22 protein-coding genes are annotated in these 25,547 nt (G+C 66.9%); 11 read left to right on the plus strand and 11 right to left on the minus strand.

From position 1 onward, the window contains the following. The first annotated feature begins 154 nt into the window (after positions 1–154). Positions 155–760 carry a ferritin-like domain-containing protein gene (locus A6M56_RS10645; RefSeq protein ID WP_062738286.1) on the plus strand — a complete coding sequence of 202 codons (606 nt, stop codon included), beginning with the start codon at positions 155–157 and terminating at the stop codon, positions 758–760. Positions 761–791: 31 nt separating this feature from the next. Here the strand turns inward: A6M56_RS10645 and A6M56_RS10650 are convergent, their stop codons facing one another. Further along, positions 792–1,676, minus strand: a complete 885-nt coding sequence (locus tag A6M56_RS10650; protein ID WP_045787433.1) for a LysR family transcriptional regulator — start codon at positions 1,674–1,676, stop codon at positions 792–794. A 136-nt stretch (positions 1,677–1,812) separates the two neighbouring features. On the opposite strand from A6M56_RS10650, the gene A6M56_RS10655 reads away from it, so the two are divergent. After that, complete coding sequence (locus A6M56_RS10655) at positions 1,813–3,225, plus strand: MFS transporter (RefSeq protein ID WP_045787432.1); 1,413 nt, start codon at positions 1,813–1,815, stop codon at positions 3,223–3,225. A 3-nt stretch (positions 3,226–3,228) separates the two neighbouring features. Here A6M56_RS10655 and ppc read toward each other — a convergent pair whose 3' ends face one another. Continuing rightward, positions 3,229–6,240, minus strand: a complete 3,012-nt coding sequence (ppc, locus tag A6M56_RS10660; protein ID WP_062738288.1) for a phosphoenolpyruvate carboxylase — start codon at positions 6,238–6,240, stop codon at positions 3,229–3,231. 109 nt (positions 6,241–6,349) lie between these two features. Between ppc and hemC the strand changes: the two genes are divergently transcribed. From hemC to A6M56_RS10675, 3 genes are read left to right on the plus strand one after another with little or no spacing between them, the layout of a single operon-like run. Then, positions 6,350–7,366 (plus strand): hydroxymethylbilane synthase, encoded by a 1,017-nt coding sequence (hemC, locus tag A6M56_RS10665; protein WP_102080030.1) that lies wholly within the window; start codon positions 6,350–6,352, stop codon positions 7,364–7,366. A gap of 15 nt (positions 7,367–7,381) precedes the next feature. Further along, positions 7,382–9,508: a fused uroporphyrinogen-III synthase HemD/membrane protein HemX gene (gene hemDX, locus A6M56_RS10670; RefSeq protein ID WP_279196126.1), complete on the plus strand. Its 2,127-nt coding sequence runs from the start codon at positions 7,382–7,384 to the stop codon at positions 9,506–9,508. A gap of 2 nt (positions 9,509–9,510) precedes the next feature. Further along, positions 9,511–10,704, plus strand: a complete 1,194-nt coding sequence (locus tag A6M56_RS10675) for a heme biosynthesis protein HemY (protein WP_062738290.1) — start codon at positions 9,511–9,513, stop codon at positions 10,702–10,704. 23 nt (positions 10,705–10,727) lie between these two features. Here A6M56_RS10675 and A6M56_RS10680 read toward each other — a convergent pair whose 3' ends face one another. From A6M56_RS10680 to A6M56_RS10700, 5 genes are all read right to left on the minus strand, one after another. Then, positions 10,728–11,261 carry a cytochrome b/b6 domain-containing protein gene (locus A6M56_RS10680; protein ID WP_102080028.1) on the minus strand — a complete coding sequence of 178 codons (534 nt, stop codon included), beginning with the start codon at positions 11,259–11,261 and terminating at the stop codon, positions 10,728–10,730. Positions 11,262–11,265: 4 nt separating this feature from the next. Further along, positions 11,266–11,532 (minus strand): PepSY domain-containing protein, encoded by a 267-nt coding sequence (locus A6M56_RS10685; RefSeq protein WP_063391635.1) that lies wholly within the window; start codon positions 11,530–11,532, stop codon positions 11,266–11,268. A 158-nt stretch (positions 11,533–11,690) separates the two neighbouring features. Continuing rightward, entirely contained in the window at positions 11,691–13,019 is a 1,329-nt protein-coding gene (locus A6M56_RS10690) for an MFS transporter (RefSeq protein WP_102080027.1), read from the minus strand. 124 nt (positions 13,020–13,143) lie between these two features. Further along, positions 13,144–13,902, minus strand: a complete 759-nt coding sequence (locus A6M56_RS10695; protein WP_063391633.1) for an SDR family oxidoreductase — start codon at positions 13,900–13,902, stop codon at positions 13,144–13,146. Between the two features lie 34 nt (positions 13,903–13,936). Beyond that, positions 13,937–15,373: an aldehyde dehydrogenase family protein gene (locus A6M56_RS10700; protein WP_045787423.1), complete on the minus strand. Its 1,437-nt coding sequence runs from the start codon at positions 15,371–15,373 to the stop codon at positions 13,937–13,939. Positions 15,374–15,537: 164 nt separating this feature from the next. Here A6M56_RS10700 and ppa point away from each other — a divergent pair, with 164 nt between their 5' ends. Continuing rightward, positions 15,538–16,065 carry an inorganic diphosphatase gene (gene ppa, locus A6M56_RS10705; RefSeq protein WP_045787422.1) on the plus strand — a complete coding sequence of 176 codons (528 nt, stop codon included), beginning with the start codon at positions 15,538–15,540 and terminating at the stop codon, positions 16,063–16,065. 298 nt (positions 16,066–16,363) lie between these two features. Further along, complete coding sequence (locus tag A6M56_RS10710; protein ID WP_082062881.1) at positions 16,364–16,552, plus strand: hypothetical protein; 189 nt, start codon at positions 16,364–16,366, stop codon at positions 16,550–16,552. A 71-nt stretch (positions 16,553–16,623) separates the two neighbouring features. On the opposite strand, the gene A6M56_RS10715 is transcribed toward A6M56_RS10710, so the two are convergent. Then, the gene (locus tag A6M56_RS10715) at positions 16,624–17,847 is read right to left on the minus strand and encodes a GNAT family N-acetyltransferase (protein WP_102080026.1); all 1,224 of its coding nucleotides are present in this window, start codon (positions 17,845–17,847) and stop codon (positions 16,624–16,626) included. A 54-nt stretch (positions 17,848–17,901) separates the two neighbouring features. Between A6M56_RS10715 and A6M56_RS10720 the strand changes: the two genes are divergently transcribed. The 3 genes from A6M56_RS10720 to glnK are packed head-to-tail and all read left to right on the plus strand — an operon-like array spanning position 17,902 to position 20,529. Beyond that, a complete protein-coding gene (locus A6M56_RS10720; RefSeq protein ID WP_045787419.1) occupies positions 17,902–19,539 on the plus strand; it encodes an NAD+ synthase in 1,638 nt (545 codons plus the stop codon). A 9-nt stretch (positions 19,540–19,548) separates the two neighbouring features. Beyond that, positions 19,549–20,175, plus strand: coding sequence for a class I SAM-dependent methyltransferase (locus A6M56_RS10725; protein WP_045787418.1), 627 nt, complete (start codon positions 19,549–19,551; stop codon positions 20,173–20,175). 15 nt (positions 20,176–20,190) lie between these two features. Further along, positions 20,191–20,529, plus strand: coding sequence for a P-II family nitrogen regulator (gene glnK, locus A6M56_RS10730; protein WP_045787417.1), 339 nt, complete (start codon positions 20,191–20,193; stop codon positions 20,527–20,529). Positions 20,530–20,568: 39 nt separating this feature from the next. Here the strand turns inward: glnK and A6M56_RS10735 are convergent, their stop codons facing one another. The 3 genes from A6M56_RS10735 to trxB all read right to left on the minus strand — a co-directional run bounded on the left by A6M56_RS10735 (position 20,569) and on the right by trxB (position 22,961). Next, positions 20,569–21,189, minus strand: coding sequence for a trimeric intracellular cation channel family protein (locus A6M56_RS10735; RefSeq protein WP_045787416.1), 621 nt, complete (start codon positions 21,187–21,189; stop codon positions 20,569–20,571). 37 nt (positions 21,190–21,226) lie between these two features. Then, the gene (locus A6M56_RS10740; RefSeq protein ID WP_045787415.1) at positions 21,227–21,892 is read right to left on the minus strand and encodes a Smr/MutS family protein; all 666 of its coding nucleotides are present in this window, start codon (positions 21,890–21,892) and stop codon (positions 21,227–21,229) included. Positions 21,893–22,001: 109 nt separating this feature from the next. Next, a complete protein-coding gene (gene trxB / locus A6M56_RS10745; protein WP_045787414.1) occupies positions 22,002–22,961 on the minus strand; it encodes a thioredoxin-disulfide reductase in 960 nt (319 codons plus the stop codon). 223 nt (positions 22,962–23,184) lie between these two features. Between trxB and A6M56_RS10750 the strand changes: the two genes are divergently transcribed. Further along, entirely contained in the window at positions 23,185–25,527 is a 2,343-nt protein-coding gene (locus A6M56_RS10750) for a DNA translocase FtsK (RefSeq protein ID WP_045787413.1), read from the plus strand. Positions 25,528–25,547: the final 20 nt, after the last annotated feature.

A 25,547-nucleotide genomic window follows, 5' to 3' on the forward strand; every position in this document is an offset into this window, starting at 1 on the left:
AAGAATCCGGCGTCGTGGGGCAATTCACGATGAGGTCGGGAGGTTTTGCATCCAGTGGCGACTGCGCTCCGTATAAGCGGGCAGGCGGTGGATAAAACGCCGCCGGCCCGCATCCCGTGGGCCGCTTCCTCCACGAAAGCACAGGAGTCCAACCATGGATACGACGAAAGAGCGGGATCTGCTCGATACCGATACACCGCGCATGGACGCACGCCGCCGCGTACTGCTGCGCGCGCCGGGGCTGATGGCGCTGGGTTCGCTGGCGGCGGTGACGCTGGGGCGCTCGATGCCAGCCTGGGCGCAGACGCAGTCGGGCAGCGTGAAAGACGACATCAACATCCTCAACGTGGCGCTCGGGCTGGAGTACCAAGCCATCGCCGCATACCAGGTGGGGGCGGAGAGCGGGCTGCTGCAAAAGCCGGTGCTGGCGACGGCGGTGAAGTTCCAGGGCCATCACAAGGCGCACGCCGCCGTGCTCGCGGACACCGTTTCCAAGCTGGGTGGCACGCCGGTCATGGACAAGAAGGTGTCGGAATACAACTTCCCGATCAGCCAGTTGAAGACGCAGGCCGATGTCCTGCGCTTTGCCGCCGGGCTCGAGAAGGGCGCGACGTCCGCCTACATGGGCGTGATGCCCAATTTCCATACGCGTGAGCTGACCAAGGCTGCGGCCAGCATCATGGGCGACGAAGCCATGCACTGGGCGGTGCTGCTGTCGGCGCTCGGCGAGGATCCGGTGCCGGTCGCTTTCATCAGCTAGCCCAGATTGCGCCGCTGCGCCACCGGGCCCGTTACGGCGCAGCGGTCTTCTTGAGCGCGTCGAAGGCCTCGACGATGCACTCCATCAGCGCCCGGATGCGCGCGGTCTTGTGCAGATCGGCATGCGTGACGAGCCACACGTCCTGCATGCTGCGGCGGTTCGGCAGAACACGCACGAGTTGCGGATAGGCCTCGGCACGGCGGCATACCAGTTCGGTGATCCCCATGCCCGCGGCCACCGCCTCGATGAGTGCGGTCGCCGAATTGCTCTGCAGCACGACCCGGCCGCGCGTGATGGGCTCGCCGCAGAGGTCGTCCCACATCCATGGCACTTCGTTGCGCGGGTAAAGCACGAGGTCGTGGCCCGCAAAGGCGCTTCCCTCTTCGGGCTCGCCGCGCGCGGCGACGTAGCCTCGGCTTGCGTAGACGCCCGTTTCCATGTGTCCGATACGCCGGGCGATGAGGTCGGGCGCGTCCGGGCGCAGCGTGCGCACCGCCACGTCGGCCTCGCGCTTGGTCAGGTTGGCGATGCTCTTGGAGGCCATGCACACCACGTCGATACCCGGATGCCGCTGCCGCAGCTGCGCAATGGCCGGCAGCACGAAGGTGGCGGCCATGGTGTCGGTGGTGGCCACGCGGATGGTGCCGGCGAGCTGCGCGTCGATGCCGGCCACGCGGCGCTCGATGGCGTGCGCGGCTTGCTCCATCGCCTCGGCCGGGGCCAGCAGCGCCTCGCCGGCGGGCGTCAGAACCAGCGCGGTGGATGTCCGCAGGAACAACTTGGCCGACAGCTCTTCTTCCAGTCCCGCAACGCGGCGGCCGACCGTGGCCTGATCGACGCACAGCCGCTGTGCCGCGCCGCGCAGCGTGCCGGTGCGCGCCACGGCCAGGAAAAAGCGGGCGTTGTCCCAGTTCATGGTTCGGCTCCTGGTCTTCGTAGTCTGGGTGATGCAGATTTGCAGCGGAGTGATGCAAAAACACTGCTTTTTTGCATGCCCTGCCAAGCCTACACTTCGGCGCATGAACTTGCCAAGATTGCCGAAGGGTTCCGTCATGTCTTCTTGCAACGCCAACGCATTGTGTGCTCCTCAGCGGCCCGACCTCAGCCGCTGGCGCCGCAATGCCACGCTGGGCATCCTTACGTCGGGTGTGTTCATGGCCGTGCTCGATACGACCGTGGTCAACGTGGCCCTCATCGCCATGCGCGACAGCCTGCACAGCAGCGTCGCCGAACTTGCCTGGATCGTCGACGCTTACACGCTGGCGTTTGCCGCGTTCATCCTCACCGGGGGCCTGCTCAGCGACCGTATCGGCGCGCGCACGGTGTTCATGGCCGGCATGGCCGTGTTCATCGTGGCGTCGGCCGGCTGCGGGCTGGCGCCTTCGGTTGCCACGCTGATCGCCGCGCGCATCCTGCAGGGTGTGGGCGCGGCGATGTTCCTGCCGAGCTCGCTGTCGCTGATCCGCAGCACCTTTGAAGACCCGCGCGAGCGCGCCTGGGCCATCGGCCTGTGGGGCGCCATCGTCGCGACTGCGGCGGCGGTGGGGCCGGCGCTCGGCGGCATTCTTGTCGATACGTACGGCTGGCGCAGCGCGTTCCTCATCAACGTGCCGCTGGGCGTGGCGGGCATGCTCGGCACGTGGGTGATCGTGCGCGAGGTCCAGCCGGTGCGTGCCCGGCCCTTCGATTGGGCAGGGCAGGTCACCAGCGCGGTGATGCTCGCGGCGCTGTGCTTCGCGGCCATCGAGTGGCCGGTGCGCGGCGGGCAGTCGCCGTGGGTGTGGGGCGCTGCGCTGTTGACGCTGGCGGCCGGCGCGCTGTTCGTCATGGCCGAACGCCGCGCGCCTGCCCCGCTGGTGCCGCTGGCGTGGTTTGCGCACCGCACGCTGGGTGCCGTCAACGGCATGGGCTTCCTGCTGAACTTCGGCTATTTCGGCGCGCTGTTCGTGTTGAGCCTGCATTTGCAGAACGCGGAGCACCTGAGCGCGCGCCAGACCGGTCTCGTCATGCTGCCGATGGCGATCAGCCTGTCTGCGGGCAACATCTCTGCGGGCAAGCTGATGGGGCGGTTCTCTGCGTACAGCATGATGCTCAGCGGCCTGCTGATCGCCGCGTTGGGCCTGATGGCGACATCGGCCGCGCTGAGCGGGCACGCGCCACTGTGGCTCGCCAGCGCGACGATGGTGGCGTACGGCGGCGGCACCGCGCTCGCCATTGCACCGATGACGTCGACCATCCTGTCCGCCGCACCGGGCGAGCTCGCCGGCACGGCGTCGGGCCTGCTCAATGCGGCGCGGCAGACCGGCAGCCTGCTGGGCGTGGCGGCGGCGGGCGCCGTCGTGACGGTGGTGCCCGACGTCGCGCGCGCCGCGCCCACCGTGTTCGGGCTAATGACGCTGTCTTACGCCGGCGCGATGGCGATGGCGTGGATCAGCCGCCGCCCCGCCGCCACCGCGCTGGCCTGAGCGTCAGCCGCTATTGCGCAGCCCGGCCGCGATCCCGTTGATCGACAGGTGGATGCCGCGGCGCACGCGTGCATCGTCGCTGCCGGCCTTGCCCGAGCGGAACCGCTTGAGCAGTTCGACCTGCAAGTGGTTCAGCGGGTCCAGGTAGGGGAAGCGGTTTTTGATGGAGCGCGCGAGCAGCGGGTTGTCGGCCAGGCGCTCCGATTGCCCCGTGATGGCGGCCAGCATCTGCTCGGTCAACGTGAACTCCGCCGAGATGCGCGAGAACACCGCGTTGCGCAGCTTGCGGTCCTCGCACAGCTGCGCATAACGCGAGGCCACGTTGAGGTCCGCCTTGGACAACACCATGTCCATGTTCGACAGCAGGTTCGCAAAGAACGGCCACTGCTTGTACATGCGCTTGAGCGTGGCCAGGCGTGCCGCGCGGGCCCGGGCGCTGCCGGCGGCGTCCAGCCACTGCTGCACGGCGCTGCCAAAGCCGAACCAGCCCGGCAGCAGCAGGCGGCACTGGCCCCACGAGAAGCCCCACGGAATCGCGCGCAGGTCTTCGATGCGACGATGCTTCTTGTCCATCAGCTTGCGCGAGGCCGGGCGCGAACCGAGGTTCAGGTCGGCAATCTCGGTGATGGGCGTGGTGGCGAAGAAGTAGTCCTTGAAGCCCGGCGTTTCGTAGACGAGGTTCCGGTATGCGGCAAAGGCGTTGTCCGACAGCGCCTGCATGGCGGCTTCGAACTCTTCCAGGCCCTTGGGGCGGTTGCGCGTAGGCAGCAGCGTCGCTTCCAGCGTGGCGGCGACGATGGTCTCCAGGTTGCGCCGGCCGATCTCGGGGTTGGCGAACTTGCTGGAGATGATTTCGCCCTGTTCGGTCAGGCGGATCTGACCGTTCACGGTGCCCGGCGGCTGCGACAGGATGGCCTGGTAGGTCGGGCCGCCGCCTCGGCCCACCGTGCCGCCGCGGCCGTGGAACAGGCGCAGGCGCACGCCCTTGCGCTCGAACAGCTCCACCAGTGCCAGCTCGGCCTTGTACAGCTCCCAGTTGGAGGTGAGGAAACCGCCGTCCTTGTTGGAGTCGGAATAGCCGAGCATGACCTCCTGCTCGTTGCCCTGCGCGGCCAGCACGGCATCGAAGCCGGGCAGGGCTAGCAGCTCGCCCATGATCTCCGGGGCGTTGCGCAAGTCTTCAATGGTTTCGAACAGCGGGATCACCATCACGTCCAGCCCTGCGCCTGCACCCTCGGCGCCCGTGCGGAACATGCCGGCTTCCTTCTGCAGCAGCATCACTTCGAGCAGGTCGGACAGCGTCTCGGTGTGCGAGATGATGTAGTTGCGCACGATGCGGTTGCCGTAGCGGGCCCGCACCTCGCGCGCGGCACGGAAGATGTCGAGCTCCGACGTGGTCTGCTCGCTGTACGTATGGAACGGCAGCGTCAGCAGGCGCGGCTGTTGCAGCTCGCGCAGCAGCAGCGTGCGCTTCTCGGCTTCGGACAGCGCCGCGTACGCGCTTTCCACGCCCGCGACCTTGAGCAATTCGGCGACGGTCGCTTCGTGCACGTCCGACACCTGCCGCAAGTCGATCGAAGACAGGTGGAAGCCGAACACATCGATCGCGCGCGCCAGCGAGCTCAGGCGCGCATCTGCCAGCGCCTCGCCGTGGTGCGCGGCCAGCGAATCGATGACGGTCTGGATGTCGGCGCGCAGTTCCTCCGCGCTGGCATAGGCGGGTGCCGGGCCCACGGCATGGCGGCCTGCGTCTTCGCCAGTCAGCTCGCGGCACGTGGCAGCCAGCCGGGCGTAGACGCCGATCAGCGCGCGGCGGTAGGGCTCGTCCGCGCGATGCTCGGAGCGGTCGGGCGATTGCTCTGCCAGCGCCAGCAGTTCGGCGCTTACATCGACCTGCGACGTTGACATCGACAGCTCGGCGCCCAGTGCGTGGATCTCTTCCAGGTACCACGCGAGGATCACGCTCGCCTGCTTGCGGGCCGCGTAGCGCAGCGTTTCTGCCGTGACGAACGGGTTGCCGTCGCGGTCGCCGCCGATCCACGAGCCCATCTGGAAGAAGGCGGGCAGCGGAGCCGGCGCGCCACGGGCGCCGCGGCGCGGGAAGACGGTCGCCAGATCCTCTTCGAGCTCGCGGTACAGCGCGGGAATCTCGCGCAGGAACGTCGTCTGGTAGTACGACAGCGCGTTTTCGATCTCGTCGGCCACCATCAGGCGCGTGGTGCGCAGCATGCGCGTCTGCCACAGCTTGGTCACGTGCGCGCGCAGCAGCGTCGTGTTGCGTTCGCGCTCGCGCGTCGTGAGCGGCGTGTCCCGTTCGGCCAGCAGGCGCGCAATCTCGCGCTGCGCATCGAGAATGCTCTTGCGCTGCACCTCGGTCGGGTGCGCAGTGAGCACCGGCACGATCAGCGCGGCATCAAAGAACCGGCGCAGCGTCTCGCCAGACACCCCTTCATCGGCCACCGACAGCAGCGCCCGCATCAGGCTGCCCGGCTGCGGCGGCGAGCCGGCCAGCGCATGCACGCGGCGGCGGCGGTTGTGGTGCTGGTCTTCGGCAATGTTGGCCAGGTGCGAGAAATAGCTGAACGCGCGCACCACGGAGTTCGTCTGCTCGCGCGAGAGCGTCTTGAGCAGGCGGTCGAGTTCCTGCTCGGCCTGGCGGTCGCCATCGCGGCGAAAGCGTACGGCGGTCTGGCGGATGGTCTCGACGGTTTCGAAGGCGGCGGCGCCTTCCTGTTCGCGCAGCACATCGCCCAGCAGGCGGCCGAGGAAGCGGATGTCTTCCTTGAGCGGCTGGTCCTTGGCCGCCGCACTGCCAGACGAGCGCCGTGCGACTGGCCCGAACGATGGCGCACCGAGTGATGTGCCGTTGGCCTGGTCCACGCCATTGGCCTTGGCCACCGGCGGTGTCGCGGCTTTGGCCGCCCTGGTGGCCTTGGCCGGCTTGGCGGGGGCGGCGGATGCCTTGCGGGCGGGGGTCGCGCGCGAGGAAGCGCGGCGCGCGGCGGGCTGCGTCATTACTGTCTCCTGAATGGGATGGGTAGGGTGCTGGATGCGCACCGTTTTCGGCATCATTTCAACGTGATAGTCGGGCTGTCGCGAAAATGCTGCGTGCTACCATTGCCGCATGTCTTCCAACACCCGTCCGACCCCCGTCGAATCCCAGCTTGCAACGACTCCTGCAGCCCAGGCGCCGACCAAGCTGGTCATCGCCTCGCGCGAAAGCCGGCTTGCACTTTGGCAGGCCGAACACGTGCGTGCTGCATTGCAAAAATACTATCCCGCGTGCGACGTGTCCATCCTCGGCATGACCACGCGCGGCGACCAGATCCTCGACCGCTCGCTCGCCAAGGTGGGGGGCAAAGGCTTGTTCGTGAAGGAGCTGGAAGTCGCGCTGGCCGAGGGGCGGGCCGACCTGGCCGTCCATTCGCTCAAGGACGTGCCGATGGAGCTGCCGCAGGGCTTTGCGCTGCCGAACATCCTCGAGCGCGAAGACCCGCGCGACGCCTTTGTCTCCAACGACTACGCAGACCTTGCATCGCTGCCGGCCGGCGCCGTGGTGGGCACGTCCAGCCTGCGCCGCGAGGCTTCGCTGCGCGCGCGCTTTCCGCACTTGGTAATCCGGCCGCTGCGGGGCAACCTCGACACGCGCCTGGGCAAGCTGGATCGCGGCGATTACGCGGCCATCATCCTGGCTGCGGCCGGGCTCAAGCGCCTCGGTCTGGCCGATCGCATCCGCTCGACCATCGCGCCGGAAGAATCGCTGCCCGCGGCAGGCCAGGGCGCACTCGGCATCGAAATCCGCGCCGATCGTGCCGACGTGCAAGCGTGGCTGGCGCCTCTGCACCATCTGCCGACGGCGCTGGCGGTCACGGCCGAGCGCGCCGTTTCGCGCATCCTGGGCGGTTCTTGCCAGGTGCCGCTGGCTGCGTTTGCGCAGTGGTCGGACGCCGGCACGCTGCGCCTGCGCGCCTTCGTTGCCTCGCAGGACGGCACCCGCAAGCTCGCCGCCGACGGCGAAGCCGCACCTGCCACGCTGGCCGAAGCCGATGCGCTGGGCGTGCGCGTTGCCCGGCAGATGCTGGACGGCGGTGCGCGCGACATCCTTGCCATGCTGGGCGCCGACGCGCCGCCTGCCACCTGATTCCAACGGCTCGCCATGGACGATCAATTGCCGCCGAACTCGTCGCCATCATCGCCCGCCTCCAGCGCGCCACCCGCTGCCCAGCTTCCTGCCGATCCGCCTGTCGTGGTGGTCACGCGCCCGCGTGCGCAGGCGCCCATGCTGGTGGCGGCGCTCGAGCGCCACGGCTTGCGCACGCACCAGTTCCCGCTGCTCGACATCGCACCGACGCCGAACCTGGACGACTTGCGCGCGGCGCTGGGTGACCCGTCGCGCTATGCGCTCGTTGTATTTGTCAGCCCAAATGCCGTGCAGCAGGCGTTTGCTGCCATGCCCGAGGGCTACCGGTGGCCTCAGGAAGTGCCGGTGGCCGTTGTCGGACCAGCGAGCGCCCAGGCACTGGCCGCCCATGGCGTTGCGCCGCCCGCGCATCGCGTGATCCAACCCGACACGCACGCCGACGATGCCCGGCAGGATTCGGAGGCGCTGTATGGGCGGCTCGACGTGCCGTCCCTGCAGGGCCGCGAGGTGCTGATCGTGCGCGGCAACGGCGGGCGCGAATGGCTGGCCGATCAGCTGCGCGAAGCCGGCGCATCGGTTCGCACGGTGGAGGCGTATCGGCGCAGTGTGCCCGCGCCTGATGCCGCCGCGTGGCTGGCGTTGCGCGCCGTGCTCTCGCGTCGCCACGCGTGGACGCTCACCAGCTCTGAAGCCGTTCGCAATCTCGATGAGCTGGCCCGCGCCAACCTGTCGCCGCCGGACCTCGATACGCTGCATGGCGCGCCATGCTTCGCTTCGCATGCGCGCATCGTCGAACAGGCGAAATCACTGGGTTTCCGCGACGTCACCCTTACCGGGGCCGGCGATGATCGCCTGCTCGCCAGCGTGCTGGCCTGGGCCGGGCCCGTGTCGGTACCGGTGCCCGTGCCGGCCGCTGCAGAATCGAACATTCCTTCTTCCTCATCCACCGTGACGCACACTCCCGTTCCCTCGTCCGCTCCTGCGCCGGCACCCGCCCCGACATCGGGCGCCACGCCGGCGGCGGACAAACCCAGCCCCGCTCCCGCACCGTTCGCGCCCAGCATGACCGTCAACCATGCGCCGCGCCGTGGCGGCTGGCTGATCTGGGTGGTGCTGGTGATCGTGGTGGTGGCGGTGGCTGCGCTGCAGGTGCGCAACGAACGCTTGGCACGCGACATCCGCCAGCGCGCGCAGCAGAACGAAGCGCTGGCGCAGGAGATGCGCGTGCTTTCGCGTGCCGACCAGGATGCCGTCGCGCAACTGCAGCAAAAGTTCGGCGCGCTCGATGCCCGCACGACCGAAACGCGCGACCGGCAGACTGCCCTCGAGCAAGCCAATCAAGACCTGCTGCGTAACCGCGACGACTGGCAGCGCGCCGAGATTCAACGCTCACTGGAGGTCGCGGCGGAGCAACTGCAGTTGACGGGCAATGCGGCGGGCGCGCTGACTGCGCTGCAAGCCGTCGAAGCGCGTCTGGCTGCCCTCGATAAGCCGCCGTTCAACGCCGTGCGCCGCGCGGTTTCGCGGGATATCGCCAAGCTCAAGGCGATGCCGTCGCTCGACCTGTCGGGCGCGGCGCTGCGGTTGGACGACGCCATCAACGCGATCGATACGCTGCCTGTTCTGGCTTCGGCCCAGCCGCTGGATGCAGAACGTGCCGCGCAGGAGAGGCCGCGCGAGCCGGCAGCAAAATCCACCAGACATGCGAAGGCGCACGCGGCTGCGGCATCGGCTCCCGGCGCGTCTGAGCAGGCCGCTGCCGGCTGGTCTGCCGGCGTGCGCACCTGGTGGTACCGGCTCTGGGACGACGTGCGCGGTGAACTCGGCCAGATCGTGCAGGTGCGCCGCGTCGACCAGCCCGAGGCGTTGCTGCTCTCGTCCGACCAGGAGTGGTTCCTGCGCGAGAACCTCAAGCTGCGGCTCATGAACGCGCGCCTCGCGCTGCTTTCCCGCAACGACGCCGTCTTCCGTGCCGATCTCGCGCGCGCCGATACGCTGCTCTCGCACTATTTCGACACGAAGTCGGCGCAGGTGACGGCGGTCCAGAACCAGTTGACGCAAGTGCGTGCCGCGGTCGGCACGCTGCAGGTGCCGACGCTGGCTGAGAGCCTGGCGGCCGTGCGCGGCCAGGGCAAGGAGTGAGTATGCGCTGGGTATTCTGGGTCGCGCTCCTGTTTGCCGCCGCTGTCGGACTGGCGCTCTTTACCGAACTGAACCTGAGCAACGTGGTGCTCTTCTACCCGCCGTACCGGGTGGAAATGTCGCTCAACTTCGTCTTGGCGGCGTTGCTGCTGACGTTCGTGGTGCTGCATCTGCTGATGCGGGTGTTTCATCACGTCGCGGGCATGCCGGCGCGGGCGGCCGCCTACCGCGAGCGCAACCGGATCCTGAAGGCGTCCGCCGCGCTGCGTGAAGCGATGGAAAGCCTGTTTGCCGGCCGCTTTGGGCGCGCCGAGCGCCTTGCGCGCGAAGCGCAGGCCTGGGAGCCACAACGCGAGACAGCGGCCCTGATCGGGGCTCGTGCCGCACACCGCATGCAGGAAACCGAGCGCCGCGACGCCTGGATGGCCGAGGTCGTCTCGCCGGATCGCGAGCAGGCCAAGCTCGTATCGATGGCCGAGCTGCTCGTCGATGCGCGCGATGCGGAAGGCGCGCTCGAGAAGATCGCGCAACTGCAATCGCAGGGTGCGCGCCAGATTCACGCGCAACGCATCGCACTGCGCGCGCACCAGCACCTGAAGAACTGGAGCGAGGTGCTGCGCCTAACGCGCGCACTGGAAAAGCGCAACGCGATTCACTCGGTGCTGGCGGCGCGTCTCAAGCAGATGGCGTGCGAAACGCTGCTGGCCGAGCGCCGCCATGACGCCGATGCCCTCAACAGCTTCTGGCGCGAGTTGACCACCGAAGAACGCCGCTCGCCGCGCATTGCGTCCCAGGCCGCGCTGTACTTTGCGCAGTTGGGCCGCACCGAGGATGCCAAGCGCATTGTCGAAGACGGGTTGAAGACGCACTGGGACGGCCGCCTGATCCGCCGCTATGCCGACTGCGCGGTGCCCGGGAAGGCATTGCCGCTCATCCAGCAGGCCGAGAAATGGCTGGCGCAACATCCCGTGGACGCCGACCTGTTCTACACGCTCGGCATGCTGTGCTTCAAGGAGCAGCTCTGGGGCAAGGCCCAGTCGAACCTGGACGCGGCCTTGAAGTACGCCGATGCCGACCATTCCGGCAACCTGTGCGCGCATGCGCATCTGGCGCTCGCGCAGATGTACGAGCAGACCGAACGGCTGGAAGAGGCCCAGCGCCACTACCGGCAGAGTGCCTTGCTGGCCGTCAAATAGGCGGACGGCGTGCGGAGCGTGCGTCAGTCGTGGCGCCGCTTCTTGCCGGTGAGCATTGCGAGGATGAGGTTGTCCTTGTGTACTACGCTCATGACGATGGCTGCGCTCACGTGCAGCACCACCAGCGCCAGAAGCGCGTACGCGGCCCAGGCATGCAGAACGATGGGCCAGTCCTCGCCCCAGAATGCATCGAGGCGCGATAGCCAGCCCGTGGCGGTGAGCACGGCGACGAGGCCCCACATTGCCAGCATCCCCAGCGCGCCGAGCGGGTTGTGGCTGGCGAACTTCATCGGGGTGCGCGTGCGCAGCGAGGCAAGATAGCCGCGCAACGTCGATACGCGCGGCCACCATGCGGCAAACCGTGCGTTCCGGCTGCCTACCACACCCCACACCAGCCGCGCCGCGACCAGCGCGGCAGCGGCATAGCCGAGATTGCGGTGCAAGGGGCCGCCCGAATCTTCAAACAGATTCCACAGCACCAGTGCCGCCACGCTCCAATGCGTGACGCGGACGACGGCATCCCACGCCGGCGCGGGCGTGGGCGATTCCTGCGTCACGGCCTTATTTCTCGATCTCGGATTTCACGACTTCCAGGGTCTTGGTGTCGTAGTAGATCTCGACTTTCTTGCCGTCCTTGTTGGTGCCGTAGATTTCGTAGCAGTTGCCGTCGACCTTGAACTTCTTGATGGTGTAGCCCTCGGCCTTGATCTTGGCCTGCGCTTCGGCCTCGGGCATCCATTCGTTCTTCGGGTGCTTGGCGCACTTGGCGCTGGCCAGCGCGCTGGTGGAGCAGGCAATGGCCAGGGCGGCGACGGTGATCTTCAGCATGCGGTCTCCTCGTTGAGGGTTCAGGGAGAACGCAGTCTGGGCCAGTCGAGAATGATTCGCAATACGGGATTTCCGCCAGGGGCGGCGGCGCTGTAATGCGATGGAAAGGAAGACGCGCCACCGCTATCGTGAGGCGGTGGCGCGGATCTGCCCCGGGGTTACTTGTTGACCGTCCGCGCGGGCACCGAGAGCGTCAGGACCGCGCCCAGCACCATCGAGGCCGCCAGCATGTACATGCCCGAATCGGTGCTCTGCGTGGCGTCCTTGAGCCAGCCGACGGCGTAGGGGCTCAGGAAGCCCGCCAGGTTGCCCAGCGAATTGATCAGCGCAATACCGGCCGCGGCGCCCGTGCCGGCCAGGAAGGCGGTTGGCAGGCTCCAGAACAGCGGCAGCGTGGTCAGGATGCCCATGGTGCCCAGCGTGAGCGCGGCCATGGCAAGCGTCGTGTTGGTGTGCCACACGGCCGACAGCACCAGCCCTACCGCGCCCGCAACGGCCGGAATGGCAATGTGCCAGCGCCGTTCGCGTGTGCGGTCTGCGCTGCGGGCGACCAGGATCATGGCGACGACCGCCGCGCCGTACGGAATGGCCGTCAGCAGCCCCACCGAGAACGGATCGGCCACGCCCGTCTGCTTGATCAGCGTCGGCAGCCAGAAGCTCACGCCGTACAGTCCCATCACGAAAGTGAAGTAGATCAGGCTCATCAGCCACACGCGCGGGCTGGACAGCACGGTGCCGATGGGCGGGTCTTCCTTTTCGGCGTCTTCCGCGGCGATGTTGCGGGCGAGCAGGGCCTTCTCATCGTCGGTCAGCCACTTGGCGTGCGCGATGCGGTCATCCAGATAGAACAGCACGATGATGCCCACGATGACCGACGGAAGACCTTCGATCAGGAACATCCATTGCCAGCCGGCCAGGCCCTGGACGCCGGCAAACGTCTTCATCGCCCAGCCAGAGAGCGGCCCGCCAATCACGCCGGACAGTGCCACTGCCGTCATGAAGAAGGTGGTGGTCCGTCCGCGCCGGTGTGCCGGATACCAGTAAGTGAGGTACAGGATGATGCCCGGGAAGAAGCCCGCTTCGGCCAGCCCCAGCAGGAAGCGCATCACGTAGAACATGGCCGGCGTGGTCACGAACATCATGGCCGCCGAGATGATGCCCCACGAGATCATGATCCGCGCGATCCACAGGCGCGCTCCCACGCGGTGGAGGATCACGTTGCTCGGCACCTCGAACAGGAAGTAGCCGATGAAGAAGATGCCCGCACCGAGCCCGTAGACGGTCTCGCTGAACTTCAGGTCGTTGAGCATCTGCAGCTTGGCAAAGCCAACGTTCACGCGGTCCAGATACGCCACCACGTAGCACAGCAGCAGGAACGGAACCAGGCGCCAGCTCACCTTGCGGTAAGTGGCCTCTTCGAATGCGCTTGCGGACTGCGGCGGCAGCGTGCCTGCGCCAACCGGTGAGGGTGGGGTGGTGGTGGCCATCGGGTCTCCTTGTGTTGTTGTGACCTCAGGCCGAGGAATGCCTCGTCACCAACCTCGGCCCGGAAAACCGCCACCGCATTCTGCGCTCGTCGGCGCGTGCCGCCAAGCGTTTGCGGGTCAGGGCTTACACGCAGCGCCCGCCATCTACCTCGAGGCACGTGCCGGTGATGAACTCGGCTTCGTCCGAGGCCAGGTACAGGCACGCATTGGCCACATCCTGCGGCGTGGACAGGCGCCCCATCGGGATCGTCGCCAGAAAGCGGGCGCGGTTCTCGGGCGTGTCGGGCATGCCCATGAACTGTTCGATGAGGCCGGTCGCGCCCATCACGGGGTTCACGCAGTTCACGCGGATCTTGTCCGGCCCCAGCTCCGCGGCCATCGCCTTGCTGGCCGTGATGACGGCGCCTTTGCTCGCGTTGTACCAGACCAGTCCGGGCCGCGGCCGGATGCCGGCGGTGGACGCCACATTGACGAACACGCCGCCGCCGCGTGCACGGAAGTGCGGCACCATGTGGTGCGCCGTCCAGTAGACGCTCTTCACGTTGACGGCCATCACGCGGTCGAACTCGGCCTCGGTGATCTCCAGGATCGGCTTGTTCCTGTGTGTGGTGCCGGCGTTGTTCACGACGATGTGCAGGTCGCCATAGCGCGCCAGCGTGGCGCCGAGCAGCTTGGCCACGGAATCGCCATCGGACACGTCGGCCTGTACGAAGTGCGCGTCGCCGCCGGCCACGCGGATGGCGCTGGCGACGCGCTCGCCGGCTTCGGCGTTCAGGTCATTGACAATGACGCGGGCGCCTTCGCGGGCAAAGGTGTTGGCGATGCCCTCGCCGAAACCCGAACCCGCGCCCGTGACGATGGCGATCTTGCCGGCAAGCCGCATGGTGTCTCCTCGTGTTGTCTGCGTTGTAGGTGTGTCAGCCGTGGCGGATGGCGATGGTCTTCAGCATTGTGAAGCCGTACAGCGCCTCGAAGCCTTTCTCGCGGCCGTGGCCGGATTGGCCCGTGCCGCCGAAGGGCAGCTCCACGCCGCCGCCCGCGCCGTAGTTGTTGATGAAGACCTGGCCCGCCTTCAGCTTGCGCGCCAGGCGCATCTGCCGGGCACCGTCCAGCGTCCACACGCCGGCGACCAGGCCGTACGGCGTGCCGTTGGCCAGTGCCAGCGCCTCGGCTTCCGTATCGAACGGCATCGCGGCGAGCAGCGGGCCGAACACTTCTTCCTGCGCCAGGCGGTGCGTGTGCGGCACGTCGCGCAGCAGCATCGGCGCCTGGTAGTAGCCGGTTTCCGGCGCCTCCGGGACGATCTGCCCCTGCGCCATCACCGGGATGTGGGCGTGCTGCGCATCCGAGACGAAATCCCACACGCGCTGCTGCTGCTTCGGGTTGATGAGCGGGCCGCAGTCAAGGTCCAGCGACGACGGGCCGACCTTGATGGCTTCGAACACCGTCGCCAGGCGGTCCAGTACTGTTTCATAGACGCTGCGCTCGATGAGCACGCGGCTGCCGGCCGAGCACGTCTGCCCGGCGTTCTGCACGATACCGTTCACCACGGCCGGGATCGCCGCTTCCAGATCGGCATCCGCAAAGAGAACCTGCGGAGACTTGCCGCCGAGTTCCAGCGTCACTGGCACGTGGTTTTCGGCCGCCGCGCGCGCGATGGCCTTGCCGGTTTCCGGCGACCCGGTGAACGACATGTGGTTGATGCCCGGATGCGCTGCCAGCGCCGCGCCGGCCTCATGGCCGTAGCCGGTCACGATGTTGAGCGCGCCATCGGGCAGCCCGGCCTCGGCGGCCAGCTCTGCCACGCGCAGGATGGACAGGCACGCGTCTTCGGCCGGCTTGACCACGCACGCATTGCCCGCGGCCAAGGCGGCCCCCACGCTGCGGCCGAAGATCTGCATCGGGTAGTTCCACGGGATGATGTGCGCCGTCACGCCATGCGGCTCGCGCACCGTCAGCACCGTGGTATCAGCCGGATAGGGGATCGTCTGGCCGTGCAACTTGTCCGCCGCACCGGCGTAGAACTCGAAGTAACGGGCGACGGCACGGGCGTCGGCGCGGGCCTGGCGCATCGGCTTGCCGGTGTCGCGGGCTTCCAGGCGGGCGAGTTCTTCTTCGTGATCGGCCAGGCGCAGCGCCACGCGCATGAGCAGGCGGCCGCGCTCGGCCGGGCTCAGCTGGCCCCACACGCCGTCAAAGGCACGCCGGGCGGCGTGCACGGCCACGTTGATGTCGGTGGCGTTGCCGCGTGCAATCTCGGCAAAGGACTGGCCATCGGACGGATCGAACACTTTGATGCGCATGCCCGAATCGGGCGACATCAGGCGGTTGGCGATGAAGTGCTGGGCGTGCATGGGGGGGTTCCTGCAGAAGATCGGCAACGCACGATTCTCGCACGGGCACAGCGGGGCGGGCAGCCGGGAGTCAGGGGCTATAATGCCCGCCGACAGTTTTTCACGCTTCTTTTCAACCCTCTGCGCCGCGTTTCTACGCACTTCGCGCATTCCGGAGCATTTCCATGAGCTTCAACAACGTCTCGCCGGGCAAGGACATCCCCAACGATTTCAACGTCATCATCGAGATTCCGGCGCAGAGCGACCCGGTCAAGTATGAAGCCGACAAGGAAACGGGCATGCTGCACGTCGACCGCTTCGTCGGCACCGGCATGCGCTACCCGGCCAACTACGGCTTCATCCCGCAGACCCTGTCGGGCGATGGCGACCCCGTGGACGTGCTGGTTGTCACGCCGTTCCCGCTGATCCACGGCTGCGTTGTCCGCTGCCGCGCGCTCGGCATGCTGAAGATGACGGATGAATCGGGCGTCGACGCCAAGCTGGTGGCCGTGCCGGTCAACAAGCTGAGCCCCGCTACCGCCCACATGACCGACCTGTCCGACATCGGCCAGAACCTGCTGGACCAGATCAAGCACTTCTTCGAGAACTACAAGGCGCTCGAAGCCGGCAAGTGGGTCAAGGTCGAAGGCTGGGGCGGCATCGAAGAGGCCCATAAGGAAATCGTCGACGGCGTGGCCAACTATAAGAAGTAAGCCACTTCCGGTTTTTGCCGTACGGCTTGTCCGACAAATCCCGGCCTCCGAAAGGAGGGCCGGGATTTTTTCATGGCAGCGACGCACCGATGGCGCAGCCGGAGCGCCGTCGAGGCCCGTCGGACCGCCATCTGCGCCGATCGGGGATGAACCATGCGAATCTCGACGATTATGTCGATTTATGCATAATCGAGTCGCGTAATGGCGCTATACAGAGATTTAAGTAACGCTCATTTGCTCGCGGGAAACGAGCCCTCTAGACTCCCCGTCAAGTTTGACTCCAACCCCTGGTATTGCGATGTTGAACAAGACCGTTGTCGTTCCCGTCCTCTCCGCTGCTGCCATGGCCGCGTTCACGGTGTGGGCGCTGCTCGTCGGTCCGCCCGACAGCGCACATGCCGGCGAACGTGCTGTTGCGTCGACCACCGCGGCCGCTCCTGACGGGGCGCATTGTGTGATCGCCCAGCAACAGCCTGCGGCCCACTGAATTGACCTCCAGCGTCCGCCGTTCGCGCGGACGCGGTCTTTCCACTTCTGCTGTTCTTCCGCCGCACGGCCTCACGGCTCGCGCCTGAATGGCGAGCGGTCCGTCAGTTCATCGCGATACGCCTGCATGCCCGCCGTTTCCCGCTCCAGGAACCGGCTCACCGCATCGGCAAAGGCCGGGTGCGCCAGCCAATGCGCCGACAGCGTCGCCACAGGCTCGAACCCGCGCGCCATCTTGTGCTCGCCCTGGGCGCCGCCCTCGAATGTGCGGATGCCGTGTTCGATGCAATACGCCAGTGGCTGGTAATACGCGGTCTCGAAGTGCAGGCAGGGGTGATGTTCGACCGCCCCCCAGTACCTTCCATACATGACCGAAGCCTCCGGCCGCCTGTCGATCACCAGCAGCGCGCTGGCGATGTCGTTGCCGTCGCGCGAGGCAATCACGACCAGCAGGTTCTCCGGCATCGTCTGGCCGATCTGCTGGAAGAACGCCAGGTTCAGGTACGGCGACGAGTGATGCTCACGATAGGTCGCCCGATAGCAGCGGTGGAAAAAGCGCCAGTCGGCTTCGGTGGCCGCGGCGCCCGGCACATGGCGGAACGTGATGCCGGCCTCGCGCACCCGCCGGCGTTCCGCGCGGATGTTCTTGCGCTTTTTCTGCTCCAACGCGCCGAGGAAGTCGTCAAAGCTGGCAAACCCGGCGTTGCACCAGTGGAACTGCACGCCCTCGCGCAGCAACATGCCGGCCGCGCGCATCTGCTCGGCCTCATCAGCGGTCGGGAAGAGCACGTGCAGCGACGACAGCTCGCTCTGGCGCGCGATGGCGAGCAGCGTGGCGAGCAGCGCCGCCCGTGAAGCCGCATCGCGCGCCAGGAGACGGGCACCCTGCACCGGCGTGAACGGCACGGCCGACAGCCATTTCGGGTAGTACTCCAGCCCGTGCTGCGCATACGCGTTGGCCCACGCCCAGTCGAAGACGTATTCGCCGTAGGAGTGGCCCTTCACATACAGCGGCATGGCCGCGGCCAGCACATCGCCATCGGAGGTGGGCTCCCACAGCGTCAGGTATTGCGGCGACCAGCCGGTTTCCGGTGAGGCGCTGCCGCTTTCGTGCAGTGCCTGCAGGAAGTCGAAGCGCAGAAATGGCGTGGCTTCGGGCTGCAGGGCCAGCAGGGCGTCCCACGCGACGCGGCCGATGTCGCGCAGATCGGTCACGAGCTGCGTGCGATAATTGGCCGATTCGTGTCGCGAACCAGTGCGAGCTTCGGGCCCGGGAAAAAGGGGGCGAGAGGTCATGCCGCCGATTCTAATTCCAGCCCGGAATGCCGCGCTTGCCTTCCACATACCCCCATGACCGTCACAGTCGCTCTTGCACAGATCAACTGCACCGTCGGCGATTTCGCCGGCAATGCCGCCCGCATCGTTGCCGCCGCACGTGAGGCGCACCAGGCCGGTGCGCGCATTCTGGTTACGCCGGAACTTTCGCTCACCGGCTATCCGCCCGAAGACCTGCTGTTGCGCCCGGCGTTCATCGACGCCAGCGCGCGTGCGCTGGACGCGCTGATCGCAGAGTTGGCGGCGTTTGCAGGCCTGCACGTGCTGATCGGGCATCCGCAGATCTCGCTGGAGCCCCCGGCGCCGGGCGTGCTGCCCAAGCCCACCAACGCCTGCACCGTGGCCGCCGATGGCCGCGTGGTCGGCCGCTACCACAAGCTCGATCTGCCCAATAGCGAGGTCTTTGACGAAAAGCGCTACTTCCAGCCCGGCACCGAGCCCTTCGTGTTCGAGGTGGATGGCACGCGGTTCGGCGTCATCATCTGCGAAGACGCGTGGTACCCCACGGCCACGGCCTACGCCAAGGCCGCTGGCGCGCAGGTGGTGCTGATCCCGAACGCGTCGCCGTATCACCTCGACAAGGAAGACCTGCGCGAGCAGATCATCGGCGCGCGCGTGAAGGAATCGAGCTTGCCGCATGTGTATGCGAACCTCGTCGGCGGGCAGGACGAGCTCGTGTTCGACGGCGGCTCCTTCGTGCTCGATGCCGACGGCAAGGTGGTCGTGCAGATGGGCCAGTTTGTCGAAGGCCTCGGCTATGCGCAGTTCGACGGCGGCAAGGCGCTGCCCGGCACGATCGTGCCCGAGGCGCCGCTGGAAGCGCAGGTGTACGAAGCACTCAAGCTCGGCGTGCGCGATTACCTCGGCAAGAACGGTTTTCCGGGCGCGATCATTGGTCTTTCTGGCGGGGTCGACTCCGCCCTCGTGCTGGCGATTGCCGTCGATGCGCTGGGCGCCGACCGCGTGCGCGCCGTCATGATGCCGTCGCGCTACACGGCCGACATCTCCTGGCTCGATGCGCGCGACATGGCCGCCCGCCTCGGCGTGCAATACGACGAAATCCCCATCGCGCCGATGTTCGACGCGTTCAAGGGTGCGCTGGCGGAGGAATTCCGCGACCTCCCGGAAGACGCCACGGAAGAGAACATCCAGGCGCGCATTCGAGGCACGCTGCTGATGGCGCTGTCCAACAAGTCCGGCCGCATCGTGCTGACCACCGGCAATAAAAGCGAGATGGCGGTCGGCTACTGCACGCTGTACGGCGACATGGCCGGCGGCTTTGCGGTCATCAAGGACATCTTCAAGACGCTGGTCTACCGGCTGTGCCGCTACCGCAATACGCTGTCGGACGTGATTCCCGAGCGCATCCTCACGCGCGCGCCGTCAGCCGAGCTGCGTGAAAACCAGACCGACCAGGACAGCCTGCCCGAATACGATGCGCTCGATGCCATCGTGCAGCGTTACATGGAGCAGAACCAGCCGGTGGCCGACATCATCGCGGCCGGCTTTGCCGCGGCCGACGTGCAGAAGATCGTGCGTCTCATCAAGATCAACGAGTACAAGCGCCGTCAGGCCCCGGTGGGCATCCGCGTCACGCAGCGGGCGTTCGGGCGGGATTGGCGGTATCCGATCACCTCGCGCTTCAAGGAATAGGCCGACGCCATGCTCGACTACTACGCCAGGCGCGCCCCCGAATACGAAGGCATCTATGCGAAGCCGGAGCGGCAGGGCGATCTGGCGTGGCTGAAGGCGCGCGTGCGCGACATCACGCGTGGTGCACGGGTGCTGGACCTGGCGTGCGGCACCGGCTTCTGGACCGAGGCCATGGCGGACGCGCGCAGCATCGTCGGCGCCGACTACAACGACACCGTGCTGCGTATCGCGCGCGACAAGCGCATCGCCGGGGCGTCCTTCGTGCGTGCGGACAACGATGCGCTGCCGTTCGTGCCCGGTGCGTTTGATGTGATGACCGCAGGATGCTGGTGGTCGCATGTGCCGCTGCAGCGTTTGCGTGCACACGTCGAAGGGTTGCACCGCGTCGTCGGGCCAGGCGTACGCGTGCTCTGGTTCGACAACCAGTATGTGGCCGGCTCCAGCACGCCCATCGCCTACCGCGACGAACATGGCAACACGTGGCAGCGTCGCCCCCTGCAGGACGGCACCGAGCACGATGTGCTGAAGAACTTTCCCGACGACCCCGTGCTGCTGCAGACGGTGGCCGGCATCGGCAGGGATGTGCGCGTCACCCGCCTCCAGTATTATTGGACGCTTGAATACCTCACCAACTAGTTTGCGAGACACCCCATGAAACAGATCACCGCCATCATCAAGCCCTTCAAACTGGACGAAGTGCGCGAGTCGCTCGCCGACGTGGGGGTGACCGGGCTGACCGTCACCGAAGTCAAGGGTTTCGGCCGGCAGAAGGGCCACACCGAGCTGTATCGCGGCGCCGAATACGTGGTCGACTTCCTGCCGAAGATCAAGATCGAGGTGGTGGTGGCCGACAGCCAGGTCGAGAACGTGATCGATACCATCGTCAAGGCTGCCAAGACGGGCAAGATCGGCGACGGCAAGATTTTCGTGATGCCGGTGGAGCAGGTGATCCGCATCCGCACCGGCGAGAAGGACGAAGCCGCCGTGTAAGCGGTTCTTGGCCGGCGTGCCAACGCCGGCCGGTGTCGATCAGCGCGGCAGGGTGATGTTCCAGCGCAGCGCCACCAGCCGCCCGATCACGATCGCCAGCGTGGCGATCACCACGGATACGCTCGGCAGCAAGTCCGTATGCGTCAGCCCGACGTAGAGGAAGCACCCGAGAAATGCGCACGTCGCGTACGGGTGGTTGTCCCGCAGCAGCATGGGCACTTCATTGCAGACCACATCGCGCAGCAGGCCGCCAAAGGCCGCCGTGATGACGCCCATCATCACCGAGACGAAGACCGGCACGCCCGCATCCAGCGCCAGCTGCGTGCCAAGCACGCCAAAGAGCCCGAGGCCGATGGCATCGGTCACGATCAGCAGGCGGTCCGAGACCAATTGGCTTACCAGCCGGATCACCCAGTTGGCGAACAGGCTCATCACGAACAGCGCCAGCAGGTAGTGCTCGTGTTCCACCCAGTAGAAGGGCCGGCGATCGAGCAGCAGATCGCGTAGCGTGCCGCCGCCAAACGCGGTGAGGAACGCCACGATGAACGCGCCCACGGCATCGAGCCGTCGCCGCTTCGCCTCGGCCAGCCCCGAGATGGCAAACGAGAAGACCGCGAGGATCTCCATCCAGTGCATGACGAGTTCCAGGCGCGAGTGCATGGGCGTGCTGTTCTTGTTGTATCGACTGGGTGCTGCTTCAGGAGCCGTGCGGCTGGCGCAGCAGCACCAGCACCGCGCCGGCGCCGCCGGCCGTGTTGCGCGGCTCGACGAAGGCGATTACTTCTTCCTTCTGCACCAGCCAGGAACGCACCTTGCCCTTGAGCACGGGCGTCCGGTCGGGCGAGCCAAGGCCCTTGCCGTGGATCACGCGCACGCAGCGGATGCCGCGCTGCACCGCCCGGCGCAGGAACGCCGCCAGCGCCTCGCGGGCTTCATCGCGGCGCAGGCCATGCAGGTCGATCTGGTCTTGCGTGGCCCACTCGCCGCGGCGCAGTTTCTTCAGTACGTCGGCGCCGATGCCGGGGCGGCGGTACGACAGCGTGTCGTCGGTGTCGAGCAGGTTGTCCACGTCGAATTCGTCCGACAGGGAGGCATCGAGCACGCGCTTGTCTTCGGCGCGCGAGTGCACCGGGTCGGGGGCCGGAGGATTGCGCGGATGCTCCACGCGCCTGTTCTGGCGCAGCGCACTGACCTCGCCGATGCTGGCGCGGAAGATGTTGGCCTCTTCGGCCGCCTGGCGTGCCGCCGCTTCGGCGCGCTGGCGTTCGGCTTCACGGGCCTCGGTCTCGTGCTTGAGCTGCTCGCGCAGCTTGGCAAGATCGGTCAGCCCGAGCTTGTTGGCGGGAGTGGAGGCGCGTTTCATGGCGAAGGGCAGATCAGGTGGACCGTGCGTGGATTATACGAATGCGCCGCACATGGCAAAGCGGCCGATGGTCGCCCATCGGCCGCTGCCAGGACGGGGCGCAGCCCGCTTAGTTCTGCAGGCCCTCCAAGTAGCGCTGCGCGTCCAGCGCGGCCATGCAGCCCGTGCCGGCGCTGGTGATGGCCTGGCGGTAGATGTGGTCCTGCACGTCGCCGGCGGCGAACACGCCAGGGATGTTTGTGGCCGTGGCCATACCGTCCAGGCCGCTCTTCGTGCGGATGTAGCCCGTGTCGTTCATCTCGAGCTGACCCTTGAAGATGTCGGTGTTCGGCTTGTGGCCGATGGCGATGAACACGCCCGCCACCTTGATCTCTTCGGTCTTGCCTTCATTTTCGTTGGTGCCCTTGAGGCGGGCGCCAGTGACACCGGACTCGTCGCCGAGGATCTCGTCGAGCACCATGTTCGTCCGGAGCTCGATCTTGCCTTTCTTCTCCTGCTCGTGCAGGCGGTCGACCAGGATCGGCTCGGCGCGGAACTTGTCGCGGCGGTGGATGAGCGTGACCTTGCTGGCGATGTTCGACAGGTACAGCGCTTCTTCCACGGCGGTGTTGCCGCCGCCCACCACGGCCACTTCCTGGCCCTTGTAGAAGAAGCCGTCGCAGGTGGCGCATGCGGACACGCCGCGGCCCGCGAACTTCTCTTCCGACGGCAGGCCGAGGTACTGCGCCGAGGCGCCGGTGGAGATGATCAGCGCGTCGCAGGTGTACTCGCCGGAATCGCCGATCAGGCGGATCGGCTTTTCATGCAGATGCGCAGTGTGGATGTGGTCGAACAGCACCTCGGTCTTGAAACGCTCGGCGTGCTCCAGGAAGCGCTGCATCAGCTCGGGGCCTTGCAGGTGCTCCTTGTCGGCGGGCCAGTTTTCAACGTCGGTGGTGGTCATGAGCTGGCCACCCTGGGCCAGGCCCGTGATCAGCACCGGGTTCAGGTTGGCCCGGGCGGCGTAGATGGCGGCCGTGTAGCCGGCGGGGCCGGAGCCGAGAATCAGCACTTTTGCGTGTTTTGCCATGATGCGTTCGGTTTGTGCGCGGCACGGGGTGAAGGTTGAAAGTAAAGCGGCCGCCGTGCAGGCTAGGTGAGGGTGATGGCCGCCATTATAAAGTGGGCCCCCCTCGTCCGCCCGGTTGTAAATTCCAATGGCGGTGATAGGGCCGCGTTACAATCGTTGCCATCGCATTCGTGCAGTCCCAAGCCGCGCGGCCCACCTGCCGGGCGGCATATCCGTCTCCCGCATGGCCCGAGCTTCCACCACTCCGACGACCCGTACCGACCCCGCCGCACTGCCCTCCCGCATCGGGCGGCTGCTGGGCGAGGTCCGCTGGTTCCTGTTGCTGGCGGTGACCATCGCCTTCCTGATCATCCTCCTGTCATACAACAGGGCCGATCCCGGCTTCACCCACGCCAGCCAGGTCGACCAGATCCGCAACCTGGGCGGCCGCGTGGGCGCGTGGCTGGCCGATCTGCTGCTGTTTGTCTTTGGCGCGTCGGCCTACTGGTGGGCGGTGCTGCTGGTGCGCAAGGTGTGGCGCGGCTGGCGCGAGCTGATGTCGGACGAGCGCCTGCCCCGCACGGCCATGCCGCGCGTTGACGCCAGCGTCACGTGGATCGGCTTTGCGCTGATTTTGGCCTCCAGCATGGGCCTGGAAGCCATCCGCATGTACAGCATGCACATGAAGCTGCCGCGTGCGCCTGGCGGCGTGCTGGGCGACCTGATCGGCGGGGCGATGCAGCATTCGCTCGGCTTTACCGGCGGCACACTGGCGCTGCTGTTTGCGTTTCTGGTGGGGCTGTCGCTGTTCTTCCACTTTTCGTGGCTGAACCTCGCCGAGCAGATCGGCGCGGGCGTCGAGATGCTGTTCGTCGGCTTCAAGACGCGCCGCGAGAGCAAGCAGGACCGGGCCATCGGCGAGGCCGCCAAGGTCGAGCGCGAAGAGGTGGTCGAAACCCGCCGCGTGCGCATTGAAGAATCGCCGCCGGTGCAGATCGTGCGCCCGGCCGCCGTGGTCAAGAGCGAGCGTGTGGAGCGCGAGAAGCAGCAGCCGCTGTTTGTCGACATTCACGATTCCGACCTGCCGCCGCTGGCGCTGCTTGATCCGGTTCCGCCCGTGGTGGAAACCGTGAGCGCCGAGACGCTGGAATTCACCTCGCGCCTGATCGAGAAGAAGCTCAAGGATTTCGGCGTGGAAGTGCAGGTGGTGGCGGCCTATCCGGGCCCGGTCATCACGCGCTATGAAATCGAGCCCGCCACGGGCGTGAAGGGCAGCCAGATCGTCAACCTGGCGAAGGACTTGGCGCGTTCGCTGTCGCTGGTGTCGATCCGCGTAGTCGAGACGATTCCGGGCAAGAACTACATGGGCCTAGAGCTGCCGAACCCCAAGCGCCAGGCCGTGCGCCTGTCGGAGATTCTCGGTTCGCAGGTCTACAACGAGAGCGCATCGCAGCTCACGCTCGCGCTGGGCAAGGACATCGCCGGCAAGCCGGTGGTGGCCGACCTGGCAAAGATGCCGCACTGCATGGTGGCCGGCACCACGGGTTCCGGCAAGTCGGTCGGCATCAACGCGATGATCCTGTCGCTGCTGTACAAGGCGAAGGCCGACGCGGTGCGCCTGATCCTGATCGACCCGAAGATGCTGGAACTGAGCATCTACGAAGGCATTCCGCACCTGCTGTGCCCGGTCGTGACGGACATGCGCCAGGCCGGCCACGCGCTCAACTGGGCCGTGGGCGAAATGGAGCGCCGCTACAAGCTCATGAGCAAGATGGGCGTGCGCAACCTGGCCGGCTTCAACAAGAAGATCGAAGAAGCCGCCGCGCGCGAAGAAAAGATTCCCAACCCGTTCAGCCTCACGCCCGACGCGCCGGAGCCGCTCGACAAGCTGCCGATGATCGTCATCGTGATCGACGAACTGGCCGACCTGATGATGGTGGTCGGCAAGAAGGTCGAAGAGCTGATCGCGCGGATTGCGCAGAAGGCGCGTGCGGCCGGCATCCACCTCGTGCTGGCGACGCAGCGTCCGTCGGTGGACGTGATCACGGGCCTGATCAAGGCCAACGTGCCGACGCGGATCGCGTTCCAGGTCAGCAGCAAGATCGACTCGCGCACGATTCTCGACCAGCAGGGCGCCGAAGCGCTGCTCGGCATGGGCGACATGCTGTACCTGGCGCCCGGCACCGGCTTGCCGGTGCGCGTGCACGGCGCGTTCGTGTCGGACGACGAAGTGCATCGCGTGGTGGAAAACCTCAAGGCGCAGGGCGAGCCGAACTACATCGAGGGCATTCTCGAAGGCGGTGTGGCCGACGACGGCGGCGGCGACGGGTTCGGCGGCGGCGCAGGCATTGCAGGCGGCGGTGGCGGCGAAGCCGACCCGCTGTACGACCAGGCGGTCGACGTGGTGCTCAAGAACCGGCGCGCGTCGATCTCGCTGGTGCAGCGTCACCTGCGCATCGGCTACAACCGCGCCGCGCGCCTGCTCGAAGACATGGAAAAGGCGGGGCTTGTGTCCGCCATGTCGGGCAACGGCAACCGCGAAATCCTGGCGCCCAATCGCAACGGCAACGTCGTCGAAGAGGAATGACGCTGCCGTTACATCGCGTT

The organism is Ralstonia sp. RL (assembly GCF_001683835.1).
In the GTDB taxonomy this organism is placed as follows: domain Bacteria; phylum Pseudomonadota; class Gammaproteobacteria; order Burkholderiales; family Burkholderiaceae; genus Ralstonia; species Ralstonia mannitolilytica.

Coding starts and splice junctions, on each gene's coding strand:
- A6M56_RS10645 (WP_062738286.1), top strand. CDS start 155: ATGGATACGACGAAAGAGCGGGATCTGCTCGATACCGATACACCGCGC.
- A6M56_RS10650 (WP_045787433.1), bottom strand. CDS start 1,676: ATGAACTGGGACAACGCCCGCTTTTTCCTGGCCGTGGCGCGCACCGGC.
- A6M56_RS10655 (WP_045787432.1), top strand. CDS start 1,813: ATGTCTTCTTGCAACGCCAACGCATTGTGTGCTCCTCAGCGGCCCGAC.
- ppc (WP_062738288.1), bottom strand. CDS start 6,240: ATGACGCAGCCCGCCGCGCGCCGCGCTTCCTCGCGCGCGACCCCCGCC.
- hemC (WP_102080030.1), top strand. CDS start 6,350: ATGTCTTCCAACACCCGTCCGACCCCCGTCGAATCCCAGCTTGCAACG.
- hemDX (WP_279196126.1), top strand. CDS start 7,382: ATGGACGATCAATTGCCGCCGAACTCGTCGCCATCATCGCCCGCCTCC.
- A6M56_RS10675 (WP_062738290.1), top strand. CDS start 9,511: ATGCGCTGGGTATTCTGGGTCGCGCTCCTGTTTGCCGCCGCTGTCGGA.
- A6M56_RS10685 (WP_063391635.1), bottom strand. CDS start 11,532: ATGCTGAAGATCACCGTCGCCGCCCTGGCCATTGCCTGCTCCACCAGC.
- A6M56_RS10690 (WP_102080027.1), bottom strand. CDS start 13,019: ATGGCCACCACCACCCCACCCTCACCGGTTGGCGCAGGCACGCTGCCG.
- A6M56_RS10695 (WP_063391633.1), bottom strand. CDS start 13,902: ATGCGGCTTGCCGGCAAGATCGCCATCGTCACGGGCGCGGGTTCGGGT.
- A6M56_RS10700 (WP_045787423.1), bottom strand. CDS start 15,373: ATGCACGCCCAGCACTTCATCGCCAACCGCCTGATGTCGCCCGATTCG.
- ppa (WP_045787422.1), top strand. CDS start 15,538: ATGAGCTTCAACAACGTCTCGCCGGGCAAGGACATCCCCAACGATTTC.
- A6M56_RS10710 (WP_082062881.1), top strand. CDS start 16,364: ATGTTGAACAAGACCGTTGTCGTTCCCGTCCTCTCCGCTGCTGCCATG.
- A6M56_RS10715 (WP_102080026.1), bottom strand. CDS start 17,847: ATGACCTCTCGCCCCCTTTTTCCCGGGCCCGAAGCTCGCACTGGTTCG.
- A6M56_RS10720 (WP_045787419.1), top strand. CDS start 17,902: ATGACCGTCACAGTCGCTCTTGCACAGATCAACTGCACCGTCGGCGAT.
- A6M56_RS10725 (WP_045787418.1), top strand. CDS start 19,549: ATGCTCGACTACTACGCCAGGCGCGCCCCCGAATACGAAGGCATCTAT.
- glnK (WP_045787417.1), top strand. CDS start 20,191: ATGAAACAGATCACCGCCATCATCAAGCCCTTCAAACTGGACGAAGTG.
- A6M56_RS10735 (WP_045787416.1), bottom strand. CDS start 21,189: ATGCACTCGCGCCTGGAACTCGTCATGCACTGGATGGAGATCCTCGCG.
- A6M56_RS10740 (WP_045787415.1), bottom strand. CDS start 21,892: ATGAAACGCGCCTCCACTCCCGCCAACAAGCTCGGGCTGACCGATCTT.
- trxB (WP_045787414.1), bottom strand. CDS start 22,961: ATGGCAAAACACGCAAAAGTGCTGATTCTCGGCTCCGGCCCCGCCGGC.
- A6M56_RS10750 (WP_045787413.1), top strand. CDS start 23,185: ATGGCCCGAGCTTCCACCACTCCGACGACCCGTACCGACCCCGCCGCA.